The 17,873-nt window shown below is 67.1% G+C and carries 23 protein-coding genes; 17 read left to right on the forward strand and 6 right to left on the reverse strand.

Annotation, left to right across the window (positions count from 1 at the left end; all coding sequences use genetic code 11):
* Window positions 1–24 precede the first annotated feature (24 nt).
* Together ACE3TH_RS04765 and ACE3TH_RS04770 are read right to left on the reverse strand one after the other, a co-directional pair.
* On the reverse strand, window positions 25–1,206 hold the full coding sequence (locus ACE3TH_RS04765; protein WP_374597848.1) for an acetyl-CoA C-acyltransferase: 1,182 nt from the start codon (window positions 1,204–1,206) through the stop codon (window positions 25–27).
* Window positions 1,207–1,287: 81 nt separating this feature from the next.
* Entirely contained in the window at window positions 1,288–1,791 is a 504-nt protein-coding gene (locus tag ACE3TH_RS04770) for a winged helix-turn-helix transcriptional regulator (protein ID WP_374597849.1), read from the reverse strand.
* Window positions 1,792–1,964: 173 nt separating this feature from the next.
* Between ACE3TH_RS04770 and ACE3TH_RS04775 the strand changes: the two genes are divergently transcribed.
* Window positions 1,965–2,801: an acyl-CoA thioesterase gene (locus ACE3TH_RS04775; protein ID WP_374597851.1), complete on the forward strand. Its 837-nt coding sequence runs from the start codon at window positions 1,965–1,967 to the stop codon at window positions 2,799–2,801.
* Here the strand turns inward: ACE3TH_RS04775 and ACE3TH_RS04780 are convergent.
* The 3 genes from ACE3TH_RS04780 to ACE3TH_RS04790 all read right to left on the reverse strand — a co-directional run bounded on the left by ACE3TH_RS04780 (window position 2,798) and on the right by ACE3TH_RS04790 (window position 5,230).
* Window positions 2,798–3,313: a hypothetical protein gene (locus ACE3TH_RS04780; RefSeq protein ID WP_374597853.1), complete on the reverse strand. Its 516-nt coding sequence runs from the start codon at window positions 3,311–3,313 to the stop codon at window positions 2,798–2,800. The two genes, ACE3TH_RS04775 and ACE3TH_RS04780, sit on opposite strands and share 4 nt — an antisense overlap.
* A gap of 2 nt (window positions 3,314–3,315) precedes the next feature.
* Window positions 3,316–4,113, reverse strand: a complete 798-nt coding sequence (xth, locus tag ACE3TH_RS04785; RefSeq protein WP_374597855.1) for an exodeoxyribonuclease III — start codon at window positions 4,111–4,113, stop codon at window positions 3,316–3,318.
* A 103-nt stretch (window positions 4,114–4,216) separates the two neighbouring features.
* Window positions 4,217–5,230, reverse strand: a complete 1,014-nt coding sequence (locus ACE3TH_RS04790) for a hypothetical protein (protein ID WP_374597857.1) — start codon at window positions 5,228–5,230, stop codon at window positions 4,217–4,219.
* Window positions 5,231–5,332: 102 nt separating this feature from the next.
* Between ACE3TH_RS04790 and ACE3TH_RS04795 the strand changes: the two genes are divergently transcribed.
* From ACE3TH_RS04795 to ACE3TH_RS04820, 6 genes are all read left to right on the forward strand, one after another.
* Window positions 5,333–6,421, forward strand: coding sequence for an MBL fold metallo-hydrolase (locus tag ACE3TH_RS04795; RefSeq protein WP_374597859.1), 1,089 nt, complete (start codon window positions 5,333–5,335; stop codon window positions 6,419–6,421).
* Window positions 6,422–6,424: 3 nt separating this feature from the next.
* On the forward strand, window positions 6,425–7,198 hold the full coding sequence (locus tag ACE3TH_RS04800; RefSeq protein WP_374597861.1) for an enoyl-CoA hydratase: 774 nt from the start codon (window positions 6,425–6,427) through the stop codon (window positions 7,196–7,198).
* A 44-nt stretch (window positions 7,199–7,242) separates the two neighbouring features.
* Complete coding sequence (locus ACE3TH_RS04805) at window positions 7,243–7,722, forward strand: GNAT family N-acetyltransferase (protein WP_374597863.1); 480 nt, start codon at window positions 7,243–7,245, stop codon at window positions 7,720–7,722.
* Window positions 7,723–7,870: 148 nt separating this feature from the next.
* Window positions 7,871–8,431, forward strand: a complete 561-nt coding sequence (locus ACE3TH_RS04810; protein WP_374597865.1) for a DUF1285 domain-containing protein — start codon at window positions 7,871–7,873, stop codon at window positions 8,429–8,431.
* Window positions 8,428–9,060 carry a CoA pyrophosphatase gene (locus tag ACE3TH_RS04815; protein WP_374597867.1) on the forward strand — a complete coding sequence of 211 codons (633 nt, stop codon included), beginning with the start codon at window positions 8,428–8,430 and terminating at the stop codon, window positions 9,058–9,060. The genes ACE3TH_RS04810 and ACE3TH_RS04815 overlap by 4 nt, the downstream gene beginning before the upstream one ends.
* Window positions 9,057–10,277, forward strand: a complete 1,221-nt coding sequence (locus tag ACE3TH_RS04820; RefSeq protein ID WP_374597869.1) for a CCA tRNA nucleotidyltransferase — start codon at window positions 9,057–9,059, stop codon at window positions 10,275–10,277. The genes ACE3TH_RS04815 and ACE3TH_RS04820 overlap by 4 nt, the downstream gene beginning before the upstream one ends.
* On the opposite strand, the gene ACE3TH_RS04825 is transcribed toward ACE3TH_RS04820, so the two are convergent.
* Entirely contained in the window at window positions 10,261–11,256 is a 996-nt protein-coding gene (locus ACE3TH_RS04825; RefSeq protein WP_374597871.1) for an endonuclease/exonuclease/phosphatase family protein, read from the reverse strand. The two genes, ACE3TH_RS04820 and ACE3TH_RS04825, sit on opposite strands and share 17 nt — an antisense overlap.
* A 50-nt stretch (window positions 11,257–11,306) precedes the next feature.
* On the opposite strand from ACE3TH_RS04825, the gene ACE3TH_RS04830 reads away from it, so the two are divergent.
* The 10 genes from ACE3TH_RS04830 (at window position 11,307) to ACE3TH_RS04875 (ending at window position 17,831) form a co-directional block, all read left to right on the forward strand.
* The gene (locus ACE3TH_RS04830) at window positions 11,307–11,768 is read left to right on the forward strand and encodes a DUF4112 domain-containing protein (RefSeq protein ID WP_374597873.1); all 462 of its coding nucleotides are present in this window, start codon (window positions 11,307–11,309) and stop codon (window positions 11,766–11,768) included.
* A 946-nt stretch (window positions 11,769–12,714) separates the two neighbouring features.
* Window positions 12,715–12,939 carry a ParD-like family protein gene (locus ACE3TH_RS04835; RefSeq protein ID WP_374597875.1) on the forward strand — a complete coding sequence of 75 codons (225 nt, stop codon included), beginning with the start codon at window positions 12,715–12,717 and terminating at the stop codon, window positions 12,937–12,939.
* Window positions 12,936–13,718, forward strand: coding sequence for a type I methionyl aminopeptidase (gene map / locus ACE3TH_RS04840; RefSeq protein ID WP_374597877.1), 783 nt, complete (start codon window positions 12,936–12,938; stop codon window positions 13,716–13,718). Before ACE3TH_RS04835 ends, map begins: the two co-directional genes overlap by 4 nt.
* Before the next feature lie 158 nt (window positions 13,719–13,876).
* Window positions 13,877–15,352: a DUF2793 domain-containing protein gene (locus ACE3TH_RS04845; RefSeq protein ID WP_374597879.1), complete on the forward strand. Its 1,476-nt coding sequence runs from the start codon at window positions 13,877–13,879 to the stop codon at window positions 15,350–15,352.
* Window positions 15,349–15,528, forward strand: a complete 180-nt coding sequence (locus ACE3TH_RS04850) for a hypothetical protein (protein WP_374597881.1) — start codon at window positions 15,349–15,351, stop codon at window positions 15,526–15,528. Before ACE3TH_RS04845 ends, ACE3TH_RS04850 begins: the two co-directional genes overlap by 4 nt.
* On the forward strand, window positions 15,525–15,800 hold the full coding sequence (locus tag ACE3TH_RS04855; protein ID WP_374597883.1) for a hypothetical protein: 276 nt from the start codon (window positions 15,525–15,527) through the stop codon (window positions 15,798–15,800). The genes ACE3TH_RS04850 and ACE3TH_RS04855 overlap by 4 nt, the downstream gene beginning before the upstream one ends.
* On the forward strand, window positions 15,800–16,183 hold the full coding sequence (locus ACE3TH_RS04860) for a M15 family metallopeptidase (protein WP_374597885.1): 384 nt from the start codon (window positions 15,800–15,802) through the stop codon (window positions 16,181–16,183). The genes ACE3TH_RS04855 and ACE3TH_RS04860 overlap by 1 nt, the downstream gene beginning before the upstream one ends.
* Window positions 16,184–16,233: 50 nt before the next feature.
* Entirely contained in the window at window positions 16,234–16,605 is a 372-nt protein-coding gene (locus ACE3TH_RS04865) for a hypothetical protein (protein ID WP_374597887.1), read from the forward strand.
* Window positions 16,577–16,774: a hypothetical protein gene (locus tag ACE3TH_RS04870; protein WP_374597889.1), complete on the forward strand. Its 198-nt coding sequence runs from the start codon at window positions 16,577–16,579 to the stop codon at window positions 16,772–16,774. Before ACE3TH_RS04865 ends, ACE3TH_RS04870 begins: the two co-directional genes overlap by 29 nt.
* A gap of 226 nt (window positions 16,775–17,000) precedes the next feature.
* Window positions 17,001–17,831: a flagellin gene (locus ACE3TH_RS04875; RefSeq protein ID WP_374597891.1), complete on the forward strand. Its 831-nt coding sequence runs from the start codon at window positions 17,001–17,003 to the stop codon at window positions 17,829–17,831.
* Window positions 17,832–17,873 lie beyond the last annotated feature (42 nt).

Below are 17,873 nucleotides of genomic sequence, written 5' to 3' on the forward strand. Positions count from 1 at the left end.
GGCGAGCGACATGCCCCGCCGCAGTCAGACCAGCTCGACGGCCAGGGCCACGGCTTCGCCGCCACCGATGCACAGCGACGCCACGCCGCGCTTGCCGTCGCGCGCCTGAAGCGCGCCTAGCAGGGTCGCCAGCACGCGCGCGCCCGACGCGCCGATGGGGTGCCCGAGGGCGGTCGCGCCGCCGTTAACGTTGAGCCGGGCGTGGTCGATGCCCAGTTCCTGCATGGCGATCATGGGCACGACGGCGAAGGCCTCGTTGACCTCCCAAAGATCCACGTCCTCGACCGACCAGCCCGCCTTCTTCAGTGCCTTCTGGATGGCCGGAACGGGGGCGGTGGTGAACAGACCGGGCTCATGGGCGTGGGCCGAATGGCTGACGATCCGGGCGACGATAGGCAGGTCCAAAGCCTTGGCTACGCTCTCGCGCGTCATGACCAGCGCTGCAGCGCCGTCAGAGATGGAGGCGGAGGAGGCGGCGGTGATGGTGCCGTCCTTGGCAAAGGCGGGTTTCAGGCCAGGGATCTTCTCCGGCATGGCCTTGCCGGGCTGTTCGTCCTCGCTGATCGTCTCGGTGCCCTTGCGGGTGGCCACGTCTACGGGCGTGATCTCGGCCTTGAAGGCACCGGACGCGATGGCGGCGCGGGCGCGGGTCAGACTTTCAACCGCGTAGGCGTCCTGGGCCTCGCGCGTGAACTGATAGCTTCTGGCGGTGTCCTCGGCGAAGGAGCCCATCGGCTTGCCGGGAGAATAGGCGTCCTCCAGCCCGTCCATCATCATGCTGTCCACGATGACGTCGTGGCCGATGCGGGCACCACCGCGGTGCTTGTTCATCAGATACGGCGCGCCGGTCATCGATTCCATGCCGCCGGCCACGATGATGTCGGCGCTGCCTGCGGTCAGGCTGTCCGAAGCCATCATGACGGCCTGCAGGCCCGAGCCGCACATCTTGTTGACCGTGGTCGCCTCTACATGCTGGCCCAGACCGGCACCGAGGGCGGCCTGGCGTGCCGGGGCCTGACCAAGACCGGCGGGCAGGACGCAGCCCATGTAGATCTGCTCGATCTTTTCAAGCGAGACACCAGCGCGTTCGACGGCGGCCTTGACCGCTGCGGCCCCCAGGTCCGTGGCCTTGGTATTGGCAAAGGCCCCCTGGAAACCGCCCATGGGCGTGCGGGCGAAGGAGACGATGACGACGGGATCGGACATCAGGACACTATCCATGGCTGGTGCGCCGCAGGGGCGATGATGGAGCGACATGGGCCATCGGGCCCGGGCAGGCAAGACGGTCTAGCCTGCGTCCTCACTCGCGTTCTGACGCGGCAGCAGGTCGCCGACGGTCGGACAGTCCGCGGTACGAGTCAGAAGGAGATCGCGTGGCTTGACGATTTCGTTGCAGTGGCCACAGGCGATGCGCGGGGTCAGGTCGTGGCCGCAGGTCTTGTGGATCATGGCAAAGCCGGCGTCGGTGCTGCCGTACACGTGCTTGTTTCCCCAACCATGCAGGGTGACCAGGACCCCGTACAGATCCTTGCCCTTGGCGGTCAGGACATATTCGTTGCGGGGCGGACGTTCGGAATAGAGACGCGGCTCCAGCACGCCGTGCTGTACCAGCGATTTCAGCCGAGCGGCCAATACGTTGCGCGCGACGCCCAAGCGGTCCTGCCATTGTTCAAAGCGGCTGATGCCGTTGAAGGCGTCGCGGATGACCAGCAGGGTCCAGGGGTCGCCGATGACCTCCAGTGTCGCGGCGATCGAACAGCTCTGGCGTGAATAATCGGCGGTGCGTCCCATACGGACGAAAGTGACCCTGCGTCAGGGGATTTGCAAGAGGGTTGTCATTCGGAACGGACGAGGTAAGTTTCTTTTGGCTATGGACGAGTCGCATCACCTGCGCGAGGCGTCCTGATCCCCTCGACCTTCGGGCGGAAGACCTTGTGTCGTCCGCCCGTCTTTTTGAAACGCCCATGACCGAACAGACCCTGGATCAGGCCCTGACCCTGACGAACGACGGCGAAGGCGGTCTGGTGGCCGATCTGACCACCGGTTTCTCCAACGCACCGCGGAGTTGGCCAGGTGAGAAGGGCGCGCCGTTCGGCGGCTTGATGAGCGCCCTGGCGGTGAGGGCTCCGCGACAGGCGCTGGAGATCGCTCAGCCATTGCGGACCGTGTCGATACAGTTCCTGATCGGCGCGCGGTTCGAGCCCTTGACCCTGAACAGCGAGAAGCTGAGGGGCGGTCGGTCGGCGGTCTACACCTCTGTGCGGGCCGGGCAGGGGGATCGGCTGGCGATGAGCGCCCAGGTGACCTTTGGCAGTGCAGGCGACGGGCCGGAGGTGCGTGCCGCCGCCATCGTGCCGCCACCGCTGGAGGATCAACAGCTGACGCCGATGGGCGACGGGTTCGCACCGCATTTCCTGCGTCATGTGGAGCATCGGTTCGTCGGCGGCATCCAGCTGTTTGGCAAGAACAGCACCGACCGGATGCGCGTCTGGATGCGGACCGTGGACGGCCGACCGCTGGACGAGGCGCGGCTGGCCTTTCTGCTGGATGCGACCTTCCCGGTCTACTGGACCATGTTGCCGCCGCCGCCGGCCGTCTCGGCCACGGCAGACCTGCGTTACGATTTCTTCGGCCCGGTGCCGGAGGATGCCGCCCCGGACGGCTGGACCTATTTCGAATTCGTGTCGCGCGACAGCCATGCCGGCTGGACGGTGGAGGATGCCACAGCCTGGGCCCAGGACGGGCGTCCGCTGGCCGTCGGGCGACAGCTGCGCAAGGTGATGGCATCGCGGGCAGCCTAGCCTTTCAGCAAGGCTTCCAGATGCGACAGCCAGCGACGGCCCAGGCGCAGAGCCTCGCCCGGAGAGCTGGTCTGGACCGGCAGGGTCGCGTCCCATAAGGCCAGCTCGAACTCAGGGTGGCGGGCGTCGGCGAACAGCAGGCGCAGGGTGACCTGTTCGGCATCAGGGGCCAGGATGTCGAGCGATTTGCGGGCCTCGCCACGCCGTACGCGCGCCACAACGTGCCCGTCGACGATGATCTCGCCGCCCTCGATTTCGTGGAAGTCATAGACGAGGCCCGAGCCGCCGCGATTCCACAGGACGCTGACCTGGGCTCCGTCGAAATCCAGACCCGCGGCGCGGCCCTCGGCCGGAGAATAGGCCTCGGCCTCGGGCGCTGCCGCCAGAGACTTGAGCAGTGCCCGCTTCATCCGGCGCATCGGCTCCATCCACCAGGCGAGGACGAGCGCACCGGTCGTAAGGGCCGCCGCCGCCAGCGCCACCAGAAGCACCAGACGCAGCGCCTCGGCCATCCTCAGTCCTCCAGTTCGACGACGACGGGGACGTGGTCGCTGGGCTTGTCCATGTCGCGGGCGTCACGGTGGGTTTCGACGCCCCTGAAGCGATCGGCGGCCTGGGGCGACAGCAGGTGGAAGTCGATGCGGATGCCGTTGTCCCGCTGCCATGCCCCGGCCTGATAGTCCCAGAAGGTAAAGGTGCCGGGCGGCTGTTTGCCCAGTTCGCCGGCCTCGGACAGGCCGAGATGTTTCAAGGCGCGGAAGGCGGCGCGGCTCTGGGGCTGGTAAAGGGCGTCGTTGACCCAGGCCGACGGCGTCTTGGCATCGTCCGGCGTCGGGATGACGTTGTAGTCCCCGCACAGGACGAAGGCCTCTTCCTGGGCCAGCAGGGCACCAGCGTGGGCATGGAGGCGGTCCATCCAGGAGAGCTTGTAGGCGAACTTCTCGGTGCCGATGGGATTGCCGTTGGGTAGGTAGAGTCCTCCGACGCGAACGGGACGCGGGGCCTCGATCACGGCCTCGATATAGCGGGCCTGCTCGAACTCCGCCTCGACGCCCGAGGTGTCGCTGCCGGGAAGGCCGCGCCGCACATCGGACACCGGGTATTTGGAGAGCAGGGCCACGCCGTTGTAGCTCTTCTGGCCGTGGACCTCGACATTGTAGCCGAGCGACTCAAAGGCCTCGCGCGGGAACTTCTCGTCCAGGCATTTGATCTCCTGCATGCAGACCACGTCTGGCGATGCGGCCTCTAGCCAGGCAAGCACGGTCGGCAGCCGGGCGTTGACGGAGTTGACGTTCCAGGTGGCGATGCGCATCCGCCCTGATTACGTCGCATCGGGGCGTTCTGTGAAGCCGCATAAGAAAACACCCCCCCGGAGTGGTCTCCGAGGGGCATTTGTAACCAACAGGCTTGTTGTCTTACTGGGTCGTCGCAGGCGCTGCGGCCGCAGGCGAGGCCGTCGTGAGGCGGCAGCCACCGCCGATGTTCTGGGCTGTGGCGCAGGGGTAGACCTGCTGGGTGACGCCCTCGGCATTGACACGGGCGATGTAGCCGTCGCCTGCACCGCATTTGGCTTCATAGAAGCGACCGTTGGCGTTGTGTCCCATGAGACGAACCGTCTGAACATCGCATGCAGCAGCGTCGGTTCCGGCCAGTTTGGTACGGAAGCCGGCGGCCTGTTCTGCGGCGGTGGTGAAGTTGCAGACGCCCTGTGAGGATTGGACCTGGATGCATTCCTGCAAGTCCCACCCCGCGGATGTCTTTTCCAGCCAGTAGCCGTCCGCGTCAGCGCAACCGATCTCATAGATCATGGAACCGCCCGCGCTTTTGCCGATTGCTAGCGCCTGATCGACATTGCAGGTCACTCCCGCTTCGCGGGCCCAGCCGCCGATGACCTCGAGGCCGTTGTTGTTGGCTGGCAGCGCACATTGCTGGCCAACGTTGGCCTCCGGATTGCGAGCGCGCGCTGTTGCGGCGGTGCCGGCAAGCTCAAGGCAATCGACAGCCAAAGGCGGCGTTGAGCCAACTATGATGTAGCCGGGGCCAGTCGCACAGGCAGCTTCGTAAATCTGCTGGCGTTGCTGATCCTGCCCAAGCAGGGTCGCTTGGGTGACCTGGCAAGCCAGACCCGATGCCGTGGCGAGGGCTTGAGCGCCAGCCACTACTTGCTCGGCGGTAGGCGCAGCAGGCGCGGCACGCTCGCGTCGAGCACCGCGAAGACGAGTTGCCGAGGTATCGCGTGTCCCGCGCGCATTGATGGGATCAGATGGATTGCCTGGTGCTGCACGCCCGCCGGCTTCAGGTAGCGAACTGCCGCCCGGTGATTGGGCGCTGGCGACTTGCACAGTGCTGAAGCCCAGTGTCAGGCCACAAAGGATCGTTGTGAACAATCGAGAAAAAGACACAGTCAGGCTCCGGGGGGTGAAAAACACGCTTCCTCCAAAGTCAGTCGGAATGACGCTGGGGTCAAGTCGACTGAGTCTGGCTTTCCGCCCTGGTTTGGGTCTAGAGATGGGTCTTCAAAGGAGACGGACTTGGAGGACGGTGCACTCGCAGCGGTATCAAAAGCCGAGAGGCGTGACGAGCGCGGCCTGACCTATTCGTTCGCCGATTTGCCGCTACCTGGTGATGCCATGGCCGTGGCACCCGGCGTGCTATGGATGCGGCTGCCGATGCCGATCGCGCTGAACCACATCAATGTGTTTGCGATCGACGACGGCGAAGGCTGGGCGATCGTCGATACCGGGCTGGCGATCGAGGAGACGCGCGGGCTGTGGGACCAGATCCTCACTAGGCCGCTGGGCGGACGTCCGGTTACGCGGGTGATCTGCACGCATATGCATCCGGACCATATCGGCCTGGCGGGATGGCTGTGCGAGCGTTTCGATGCGCCGCTGCTGATGACGCGGCTGGAGTATGTGACGGCACGCATGCTGGTGTCGGACACGGGCAAGGCGGCACCGAAAGCGGGCGAGACCTTCTACAGGGCGGCCGGTTGGGGTGAGGCCCAGATCGAGACCTATCGGCGCGAATTTGGGCGGTTCGGCATGGCGGTATCGCCGATGCCTGCTGGCTATGTGCGGATCAGCGAAGGCGACCGGATCAACATAGGCGGTCACGACTGGCGCGTGGTGGTGGGCGAGGGGCACAGCCCGGAGCATGCCTGTCTGTGGCGCGAGAGCGATGACGTGGTGCTGGGCGGGGATCAGATACTGCCGCGCATATCGTCCAATGTATCCGTCTGGCCGACGGAGCCCGAGGCCGATCCGCTGGGTGACTGGCTGGCGTCTCTGAAGCGGATGAAGACGGTGCTGCCGGAGGGCGCGCTGATCCTGCCGTCGCATGGGGAGCCCTTTTATGGGGTTCATACGCGGCTGGACGCCCTCATCCGGGGCCATGAGACGTCGCTGAGGCGGCTGGAACGGTCGCTGAAGGAGCCCAAGCGGGCCGTCGATGTTTTTGGCAGCCTGTTTGCACGTCCCGTCGGCGACGGCGTGCGCGGCATGGCCACGGGTGAGGCGATCGCGCATCTGAACTATCTGGCCCGTCAGGGTCGTGCTGAGCGGACCCGGGACGCCGATGGCGTGGACTGGTGGACCGCTACCCACCTTGAGGAGGCCTGAGCCATGACCGACCATATACGCACCGACCTGAGCGACGGCATCCTGAGCGTTACCTTCGCGCGGCCCGAGAAGAAGAACGCCATCACCCAGGCGATGTATGGGTCCCTGGCCGAGGCGACGCAGCGGGCGCAGAGCGATGATGCGGTGCGGGTTCTGCTGTTCCGGGCCGAGGGCGACAGCTTTTCGGCAGGCAACGATATCGCCGACTTCATCGCCATAGGCTCGCAGAGCGGCGAGCCGCTGGACATGCCGGTGTTCCAGTTCCTGAAGGCGCTGGCTGATCTGGACAAGCCGGCGGTGGCGGCGGTGCGGGGGCGGGCCGTGGGGATCGGGCTGACCCTTCTGCTGCATTGCGACATGGTGGTGGTGGCGGAGGATGCGCTGCTGTCGGCACCGTTCATCAATCTGGCGCTGGCTCCGGAGGCGGCGTCGTCGCTGCTGCTGCCGCAGGTGCTGGGGCACCAGAGGGCGTTTGAGATCTTTGCCCTGGGCGAGCCGGTCGACGGGCGCACGGCGGTGGCCTGGGGTCTGGCCAACCGGGCGGTGGCGAGCGAGCAGGTCGAGGCGACGGCCTTGGAGCTGGCCGGGAAGCTGGCGGCGCGCGCCCCCAACTCGCTGCGCAAGACCAAGCGGCTGATGCGGGACGCCGAACACCTGTGGGCCCTGATGCAGCGCGAGGGCGAGGCCTTCGGCAGCCAGATGAAGAGCCCCGAGGCGATGGAGGCCTTCATGGCCTTCAGCCAGAAGCGGGCTCCGGATTTCAGCAAGGCCGGCTGATTGGCCATTGCGCGGGGGGCTGCGGGGCTTTAGGCACCACGCCCATGTTCGACACGCCGTCAGCCCCTGTTCGTATCGAGACCGAAGCCCCTGCGGACGCCGCAGCGGTCGAGGCCTTGGTGCTGGCCGCCTTCGGGCCGGGCCGGTTCGCCAAGACGGCGGAACGGCTGCGGGAGCGAGCGTCAGTGGCGGCGGGTTTTGTGGCGCGCGAGAACGGCGCTGTCATAGGCTCGGTCAGGCTGTGGGCCATCACCATAGGAGACGCTAGGGCGCTGTTCCTGGGGCCGATCGCGGTGGAGGCGGGCAACCGGGGCGGGGGGCTGGGGGCCGAACTGGTGCAGGCGTGCCTGGCCTTTGCCGAGGCCGGGGATGCGGCGGGCATATTGCTGGTTGGAGACGTACCGTACTTTGAAAGGTTCGGGTTCCGGAAGGTCGAGGACGTCGTCATGCCCGGGCCGGTCGATGGGCGACGCTTGCTGTGGTGGGGACCGGCGGACGTTTCCGGGATCGTGCGGGCCGCCTGAAAACAGAGTCCACTGAGTCCACTCAGTCCACCTGGCGACGTTTCTGACTTCGATAATGGCGGGCGCATCGTCGCGAGACTGGCATGCGGATGCGTCAGATACGGTCGCAGGGCTTTCGGCGCAGGGGGATCGGGCCTAGATCGGTTGCATGCCGACCTCATCCGACAATTCGACCGGACTGGCCGCTGTGGCGGCGGCGGCGAAGCAGGCACCGGGGCGGGGCATTCCGCCGGTGCATCTGTGGCATCCCGATCATTGTGGCGACATCGACATCGTCATCCAGCGCGACGGCATCTGGATGCACGAGGGATCGCCCATTGGGCGGCCCGAGCTGGTGCGGCTGTTCTCGACCATCCTGCGCAAGGATGCGGATGGCTATGTGCTGGTCACGCCGGGCGAGAAGCTGTCGATCACGGTCGAGGATCTGCCGTTCCGGGCCGTGTCGGTGGAGATCGGGGACGACCATCTGACCTTCACCACCGATGTCGGCGATGAGGTCGAGGCGGGCCCGGAGCACGCAATCGTCGTCGAGACCGATCCGGAGACGGGCGAACCCGCGCCGCGCGTACATGTGCGGGCCGATCTGTGGGCGCGGATCGCGCGGTCGGTCTTCTACGAACTGGTCGAGGCGGCCGAGGTCGAGGACGGGCAGTGGGTCGTGCGGGCGCAGGGGCAGGCCTTTGCTCTTGGCCCAGTGAGCCCCGAATGAGTCTGGTGGCGCTAAAGGCGCAGCTGAGGGCTCGGTTGCTGTCGGTCGAAAGCTGGTCGATCGAGAATGGGCCCGCGCGGTCCGACTTCGACCTGAACCCGGATGCAGAGCGCGAAGAGCGCACCTTGCGGGCAGCGGCCATCTTGATCCCCATCATCGCACATGAAGGTGGGGCGACGGTGCTGATGACGCGGCGGGCCGATACCCTGGCCAGCCATACCGGGCAGATCGCCTTTCCGGGCGGGCGGCTGGACCCCGGCGAGACGGCGGTTCAGGCGGCACTGCGCGAGGCGTGGGAAGAGGTGGCGCTGGACCCCGATGCGGTCGAGATACTGGGGCTGGGCGATGCCTATGAGACGGGGACGGGGTTTCTGGTCACCCCGGTGATCGGCTGGCTGAGCCATGCGCCCGAGACCACGCCGTCGCCGGATGAGGTGGCCGAGGTGTTCGAGGTGCCGTGGGATTTCCTGATCGACGGGGCCAATCACCGGCGCGACTATTATGATCCGGAAACGGGGCCGAGGCGGTGGTACTGGGCCGTGCCGTTCGGGGAACGCTACATCTGGGGCGTGACGGCGGGGATCGTGCGGGCGCTGAGGATGCGGCTGTATGGCGAGGAGGCGGCGTGAGCGTGCGGCTGACCGGACAGGACTGGCTGAGCGATCCGGCGACGCGGGCGGTGATCGCGGCGCTGGAGGCGGCGGGCGGACCGGGCTGTGCGCGGTTCGTGGGCGGCTGCGTGCGCAATGCCCTGATGGGGCAGGCCATCGACGATGTGGATATCGCCACGACGCTGAAACCCGAGGAAACCAAGGCGGCGATCGAGGCAGCGGGTCTGAAGGCCGTGCCGACCGGCATGGCGCACGGGACGGTGACGGCGGTGTCGGGGCGCAAACCCTATGAGATCACCACCCTGAGGCAGGATGTCTCCACCGACGGGCGCAATGCCACCGTGGCCTTCACCGACGACTGGGCCGAGGACGCCGCGCGGCGCGATTTCCGGCTTAATGCGCTGTATGCCGATGCGTCCGGAGAGGTGTTCGACCCGACGGGTCATGGGGTGTCGGACGCGGCGGAGGGGCGGATCGTCTTTGTCGGCGAGGCCCGGACGCGCATCGCCGAGGATTACCTGCGGATCCTGAGATTCTTCCGTTTCTACGCCTGGTATGGGCGAGGCGAGCCGGACGCAGAGGCGATGGCGGCGTGCGCGGCCCTGGCCGAAGGGATGACGCGGCTGTCGGCCGAGCGGGTGTCCAAGGAGATGCTGAAGCTGCTGGCCGCGCCGGACCCGCGCCGGGCGGTGGCGGCGATGCGCGAGGCCGGTGTGCTGGCGCAGGTGCTGCCCGAGGCCAGCGATCTGGCGACGTTCGAGGCGATGGTGGAGCGGTCGCCGGAGGCTGAGATGCGGCTGATGGCCCTGCTGCCGCCCGATCAGGACGTGGTGAAGGCGGTGGCGGTGCGGCTGCGGCTGTCCAATGCGGTTCGCGACCGGCTGACGGCGGCGGCGCGGGCGTGGGCGGTGGTCGATCTGGAGATGACGGATCAGGCGGCGCGGGCGGCGCTGTACCGCCAGGGGCGGCCGGGGTTCAAGGATGCGGTGGTGCGGCGCTGGGCCGAAGCGGCGGATGGCTCTGAAGCCAGCGCCCAGCGGCTGCTGGCGCTGGCGGACGGCTGGACCGTGCCGCGTCTACCGGTCGGAGGACGGGAGCTGGCGCAACTGGGTCTGGAGCCGGGGCCGGAGACGGGGCGGGTCCTCAAGGCGTTCGAGGACGGCTGGGTCGCGGATGATTTTCCGACCGAAGGGCATGAGGCGCGGCTGAGGGCGCTGATCACTCCGCCAGGGTGAAGGTTGTCACGACCGGGGCGTGATCCGAGCCGTTGGGCAGGCCCAGGCGGCGGCTGGTGAAGGTCAGGTCGGGCGAGCGGTAGACCTGGTCGATGGTCATGCCGAAGACCGGGGGCAGGGCCGTGGGCCAGGTGCCGAGTATGCCGGGGGCGGGATGAAGGCCGACCTCGTCGCGGACCTGACGGCCGATGCGGGCGGACGAGACGCTGTTGAAATCGCCGGCGACGATTATGGGGCCGGTGGTGGTGCGGCGGAGCGCAGCCAGGTTCTCGGTCTGGATGACCTGGCCATGCTGGAACTCATAGGGCCAGGGGCGGGTCAGGTGGACGCCGACAATGTTGATGCGCCCCAGCGGGGTGTCGGCCACCGCGGCGACATCGTGCAGCAGGTCGGGGAAGGTCGGCACCTGCGTCAGGGGATAGCGCGAGGCGATGATGGAGCGCGACGGCCCGCGCACTTGGGCCGGAAGGGTGGCGTCGACGCGATGCGGATAGTCGCCCAGCAGGGCCTCGATGCCGTCGGCGGTCTGGAGGCTGAGTTCGACCAAAATGATGATGTCGGGATCGGCCTGATCGATAGAGCGACGCATCCGGTCGATGTCGGTGTTCAGATAGTGGACGTTGGCGGAATAGAGGGTCAGTTCGGGTGCGCCGGGTCGAACCGGGGGCTGGGCCGGAAACCACTGGGGCCAGACGGCGACCAGAAGGGTGATGGCGACGATCAGGCCAAAGGCGGTGACGCGCCACAGGCGGGCGACGGCGACGAGGGTGGTCAGCAGGACCGTGGCCGTCAGGGCCGGGGCGGTGAATTGGGCCAGGATGTCGATCCAGCGGTGGCCCGAGCCGGACAGGGCCGCCACGGCCAGGGTCAGCGGGGCGAACAGGCCGAGGCCGATCAGGACTTCGGCGATGCGCCAGGCCAGGCCGCCCCGTGCGAAGGGCGGGCGAGCGGGCCGGTCCGGTTGAACGGGTGACGTCATCGGGCGTTGGAAGCTTTGCGGCAGGAGATGGGGCGGCAGGAGACGAATGAATGGCCAGGCGGACCATCGGCGATATCGAGAAGATCTGGGCCAATGTCGAGGGTATCAAGAAGCTGTCGGACCGGGCGGTGGGCCTCGGGCCTTTCGGCATCGGGCTGGACGGCCTGCTGACCTGGATCCCGATCGTCGGCACCGTCTATACGGTGGGGGCGGGGGGATGGCTGCTGACCCAGGCCATCCGGGCCAAGGCGTCGCCGATGACCCTGCTGAAGATGGCCGGCTATCTGGGTGTCGACACGGCGACGGGCGAGGTGCCGATCCTGGGCGATGCGGTCGACTTCTTCTTCCAGGGCCACCTGCTGGCCGCCAAGGCCCTGCAGGCCGAGATGGAACAGACCCACTGGGTCGAGGCGCGCGAGGCGGATGCCAAGGCCTCAGGCGAGCATGAGCGGCATATGGAGGTCGTGGCCCGCGATCCGCAGTTGAAGCGGGTGGTGTATTTGCACGACTAAGGATTGCAGTAGATGATCTGTCGTTCGAGAAGACCATGATGGGTATGCGGCATGCGTATAACACTTCTGCTATGTGTTTGTCTGATGGTTGGTACCGTGCCAGCCATCGCGCAAAGTCCACGTGAACTTGGCACCACGACGCGCGGTCGCATAACCCGCGATGCCAGCGCCGTCGCCTCCGCACAGGCAGCCGTCGATCGCGCAGGTTTGGACTGCCGAGTCACGAATGGCGTCGTCCTTGGCCGGGATTCAAACGGTGCTACGCATTACGAGGTGGCCTGCGCCTCGGACGACCCGGGCCTTATCGTTATCGGACCGCCGTATCGCTCTATCAGCTGCCTAGCCCTTGAAGCGAACGCCCGGACAAGGGGATCCACGACTTGCCAGCTTCCGGCCAACAGGAACACGCGCCGTCACTATGTCCGGATGGCGTCCTCTGCAGGCATCGCCTGCGAGGTTCAGGAGGGACGACTGGTCGGGCAGGGTACAAGCGGCGCTTTTATTTATGAGATCAACTGCACAGGTCCCGAGGGCTACTGGATCGAGCCCTTGGCAACCGAATGGCTGGTGACTGATTGCCTTACCGTCAGGGCTTCGGGGGGAGAGTGCAGCCTGACGTCGCGTGGCGACGACCAAACCGCATTTGCATCGCGTCTACAGCGAACGGAGCTTGCAACCTGCGACGTTTCCGATGTCCGCGCTATGGGGAGAGGAGAGAGGGGGCTGTTCTTTGAAGTAAGATGCCGCCCATCGGAAGGAATAGTGGCGAGGTTCGATGATGCTGGCACCCTGCTGGAGGTGATCCCCTGTGCGAACGCATCTTTGATCGGGGACGGCTGCCGATTGGATTAGGCGTGCGGTTCGTGCCGATCTGAACGCGAGATTGCGCCGCTGCGAGAGAATGATACATATCGCACGCGAAACGTATATATATCAGGATCAACCCATGGGCATCGTCAACATTGAGGATGAACTGCACGAACAGTTGCGGCGGGCCAGTCGGGTGTCGTACCGGTCGATCAATGGGCAGGCGGCGTTCTGGATCCGGATCGGCATGCTCTGCGAGATGAATCCCGGCGTCAGCTATCAGGATCTGGTGGCGCGTGAGCTGAAGGCGGCGGGGGTGGATGCACCTGCCCAGTCTCTGGCCTCGGAGCCGGTCGCGGCGTGACCAAGACGCCGGCGGAAGTGGAGCTGATGGCCGAGGCCGGGCGGTTGCTGGCGCGGGTCTTCACCCATCTGGACAGCCTTCCGCTTGTGGGAATGAGCACGCTGGAGATCAACGACCGGGTCGAGGCCTTCATCGTTGATGAGCTGAAGGCGCGGCCGGCCAGCAAGGGCCAGTATGACTATGGCTTCGTGCTGAACAGCTCGATCAATGCCGTGGTCTGTCATGGCGTGCCATCGGCGGACGAGGTGCTGAGGGACGGGGACATCGTCAACCTGGACATCACGCTGGAGAAGGACGGCTTCATCGCCGATTCCAGCAAGACCTATCTGATCGGGGCGGTGTCGCCTGCGGCCAGGCGGCTGGTCCAGACGACCTATGAGGCGATGTGGCGGGGCATACTGGCGGTGAAGCCCGGTGCGCGTCTGGGCGACATCGGCCATGCGATCGAGCGGCATGCGCGGCGGGCGGGCTATTCCATCGTGCGCGAATACTGTGGCCACGGCATCGGGCGCGAGATGCACGAGGCCCCGCAGGTGCTGCATTTCGGCAAGCCGGGAACGGGGCTGGTGCTGAAGGAAGGCATGACCTTCACCATCGAGCCGATGCTGAACCAGGGCAGGCGGATGGTCGACACGCTGGACGACGGCTGGACCGTGGTCACCGCCGACGGGAAGCTGTCAGCCCAGTTCGAGCATACGGTGGCGGTGACCAGGGACGGCGTGCGGGTGCTGACCCTGCGGCCCGACGAGGTGCGGGCCGGGATGCGGCGGGCGGCCTGACGCAGCGTCCATCTGCTGAGAGTTCGGCGATTGTCCGCACGAACAGATTCGCCAACTTACTGATCTGGAAGCCCTATCGGGCGCGACCAGCGTCCTGAGCCCGCCATAGGACGATATGGACGCAGACTGATCTCCGACATTTCCCCGGAGATTTTCGCATGAGCGCCGACCGAACCGCCCGACTGGAGCTGCCGTATCTGGCGGCCGGGCAGATGCAGAAGCATGTCACCCTGAACGAGGCGCTGACGCGGCTGGATGCCCTGGTCCAGACCCTGATCGTCAGCCGGACGACCGTGGCACAGCCGGGCACGCCGGAAGAAGGCGCGCTGTATGTGTTGCCGACCGGACGAACGGGGGCGGACTGGGCGGCGCGGCCCGTAGGCACGCTGGTCCGGGCCGACATGGGCGGCTGGGTCGAGGTGCCAGTGCAGGACGGTCTGATCGCCCTGGTCCAGGATGCGGGCGAGCTGATCGTGCGGTCGGGTGGCGACTGGGTCGCGCTGGGCGCGCGGCTGGGAGCCTTGCAGGGGCTGAGCCGACTGGGGCTGAACACGACGGCGGATGCGACCAATCCGTTTGCGGCGCGGGTCAACAAGGCGCTGTGGACGGCGCTGGAGAGCGGGGCGGGGGGCGATGGGGACCTGAGGCTGACGTTCAACAAACATACAGCGGGCGATGTGCTGTCGCTGCTGTTCCAGAGCGGGTTTTCCGGACGGGCCGAACTGGGACTGATCGGCGGCGACGACCTGACGCTGAAGGTCAGCGCGGACGGGACGACCTGGCACGAGGCGCTGAGCGTGGACCGGGCGACGGGTCAGGTCAGCCTGCCCAAGGGCGTGGGCCGGCGGGTGATCACCGTCTTCAATGCCAGCGGCGCCTATGTGGTGCCGAGCTGGGCCCGCAGCATCGAGGCCATCGTGGTGGCCGGGGGCGGCGGGGGCGGAGCGGGGGCATTCGGGGCCTCGGGCGCGCGCTTCGGCGGCGGCGGCGGCGGTGGAGGCGGCGTCAGCTTCGCCACCTGGTCGGCGGCGCGGGTCGCGGCGGGTCTGGACGTCGTGGTCGGTGGCGGCGGGGCGGGTGGCACGACCGGCAATGGCGCAGGCGGCAGTGGCAGCATCATCTATCGCGGATCGCAGGCGCTGGTGAAAGCCATCGGCGGCGCGGGCGGCGGCGTCGGCACGGCCGCCAGCGGGCCCGCCGGTGCCGCAGGTCTCGGCGCGACCAGCACCAATCCGGGCGGATCCTCCAGCATCACGGTCACCGCCGAGGCGGGCGGCAGTCTGGGCCGCACCGATGCGCCGGGCGGTGGCGGCGGCGGGGGCGGGCTGAATGCCAGCACTGTCGCGCGCGCGGGCGGGCCGGGCGGCGATGGCGGCCTGTGTACCGCGACCTGTGCGGGCGGGGCGGGCGGCTCGGGCGCAGCCGGGGCCGCAGGCGGCAGTCCGGTCGACGTCCTTCTGCAATGGGCCGGCGGCGGCGGCGGCGGCGGTGGTGCGGCGACCAGCGGTGCAGGCTGGGCCGGAGGCGCTGGCGGCCCGGGCGGCGGTGGCGGAGGCGGCGGCGCGGGTGTGACGGCGGGCGGTCAGGGCGGGGCCGGCGGTTCCGGCCTGGTCTGGCTGATCGCCAACGGATGAGCCGCACCATGATCCACAACAATACACACGAGGACACACGCCTGCTCGATGCCGAGGCCTGGGACATGCCGCGTCGGCTGAGCGATGAAGACCTGCACGACCTGGACCTGAACGCCGGGGATGAACCCGGCTGGCGCAGCGCGCTGGGCCTGTTCGACCCGGAGGACGCGCGATGAGCGTGCCCGGGCCTGACGATGCCGCCCGACCCCTGGCCGAGGGCCAGTGGCTGTGGCGCAGGCTGTATGTCTATGCAGGGACAGTCGCGTCATGGATGATTCTGGACCGGGTGATCGCGGTGGTGCCGCCAGAGGCCGCGCCCAGATTGGCGGAAGGCCTTATGGCGCTGCTGGCGTTGACGCTGGTGCTGTATCTGGTGGCACCGACGGCCCAGCAGCTGATCGTGGCGCTGCGATCGCTGCCGCCGCGTGTGAACGACGGGGGGCGGTGATGGGGTTCGGTCTGTCCAAGCGGTCCCTGACGCGGCTGGAGGGGGTGCATCCGCGGCTGGTGGCCCTGGTGCGCGAGGCGATCACCCTGTCGCCGGTGGACTTTATGGTGACGGAGGGTCTGCGCACGCCGGAACGTCAGGCGGCACTGATCCGGGCGGGGGCCAGCCGGACGAAGCGGTCGCGGCACCTGACCGGTCATGCGGTCGATGTGGCGGCGCTGGTGGACGGTCAGGTGCGCTGGGACTGGCCGCTGTATCCGCGCATCGCGGCGGCTTTCAAGGCGGCGGCTGTCCGGCAGCGTACGCCCATCGTCTGGGGCGGCGATTGGCCCAGCCTGCGCGACGGCCCGCATTTCGAGCTGGACCGCAAGGTGTTCCCGTGAGGGTGCCGAGCCTTCTGCGCAGGCTGACGCCCTGGGGATGGGGGCTGTCGTTGACCGTCCTTCTGGTTCTGACCGTGGTGCTGGCGCGTGGCCTTGGCCTGCGCTGGGACCCGTTCGATCTGGCGGGACGACGGCTGGAGGCGGCCAAACATCGGGTGGAGACGCTGGACCGCGATCTGGCGGCGCGGCGGCTGGAGGTCGAGGGCGGCCAGACGCAGGCGCGGCGGGTCGCGCGCCATCATCAAACATTGACCGCGGTCGCCACGACGACGGCCCGCACGCTGGAAAGGACGGAACAGGCCGATGACGCTGAAATCCCGCTGGAGGCTGATCGTGCCGATCGGCTGCGCGATCATGACCGCGAACTGTGCCGCCTCGCGTCCGCCGTCTGTGATGCCGCCACGCCTGACCTTGCCGGATGAGGCGGTCCGTCCGTGTCAGCTGGCGGTGCTGCCTGATCGACCGACCCGCGCGGATCTGGATGCGGCCTATGTGACGCGTGGGGGCCAACTGGTGGCATGCGAGGCGGCGCGCCGTCTGGCGGTGGAGACCTTGCTGGCCGAAAGGGCGCTGCAGGATGGCTGGCGGTAGAGGTCAAACGGCATAATGTGCAGGGTGACCCGGCAAAACCTGCCGACGCCCGGCACATTCTGCCGGGTTCGGGACGTGGTAAACAAGAAGTACCGCAATGAAATCAACGCCGGTCGATCTGGCACGATCGATAATCCGGTGGTCCCGTCCTTGCTGAGAGGGTTTCGAACAAAATGTTCCCGGCTGCCAAAATGGCGTCGGACACCTTGAAACAAGGAATATCGTCATGTCGCTGAACAGCGTCAACACGAACGTCGGTGCTCAGATCGCTCTGCAGAACCTGCAAAAGACCAACGCCGAGTTGGCAACCACCCAAAACCGCATCAACACCGGCAAGGCCATCAATTCGGCCAAGGACAACGGTGCCATCTGGGCGATCGCCCAAAGCCAGCGCGCCGAATCGTCGTCGCTGAATGCGGTGAAGTCTTCTCTGCAACGCGGTCAATCGACCGTCGATGTCGCACTGTCGGCTGGCGAAAGCATCTCCGACCTGCTGACGCAGATGAAGTCTTTGGCTCTGTCTGCTTCGGATACGAGCCTGGGCACTTCGGCCCGCGCTTCGCTGAACGAAGACTTCATCAGCTTGCGTGACCGGATCACCACTGTTGTGGCTAATGCCAGCTTCGACGGCACGAACCTGATCAACGCGGGTACGGCCGGCTTCAAGGCTCTGGCCAACGCCAAGGGCACGTCGACCATCAACGTCGCCCAACAGAACCTGTCGCTGGGCGGCACCATCGTGACGGTCGCTGCTGCCGGTGTCGTGTCTTCGGCGACGGCTGCCGCCGCCATGATCACGACGGTCGACACGTCGATCCGCAACGTCTCGACCGCCCTGTCCAAGCTGGGCACGGGTTCGAAGGCGTTCGAAAACCACCTGACCTTCGTCGGCAAGCTCCAGGACTCGCTGGATGCCGGTGTGGGCAACCTGGTGGATGCCGACCTGGCCAAGGAAAGCGCCCGCCTGCAGTCGCTGCAAACCAAGCAACAGCTGGGTGTGCAGGCTCTGTCGATCGCCAACTCGTCCAGCTCGATCCTGCTGGGCCTGTTCCGCTAAGACCAGAACGACCGGAAGGGCGGGGCCGCCGGTCCCGCCCGA

Origin of the sequence: Brevundimonas sp., from assembly GCF_041919755.1 — a bacterium.
GTDB lineage: Bacteria > Pseudomonadota > Alphaproteobacteria > Caulobacterales > Caulobacteraceae > Brevundimonas.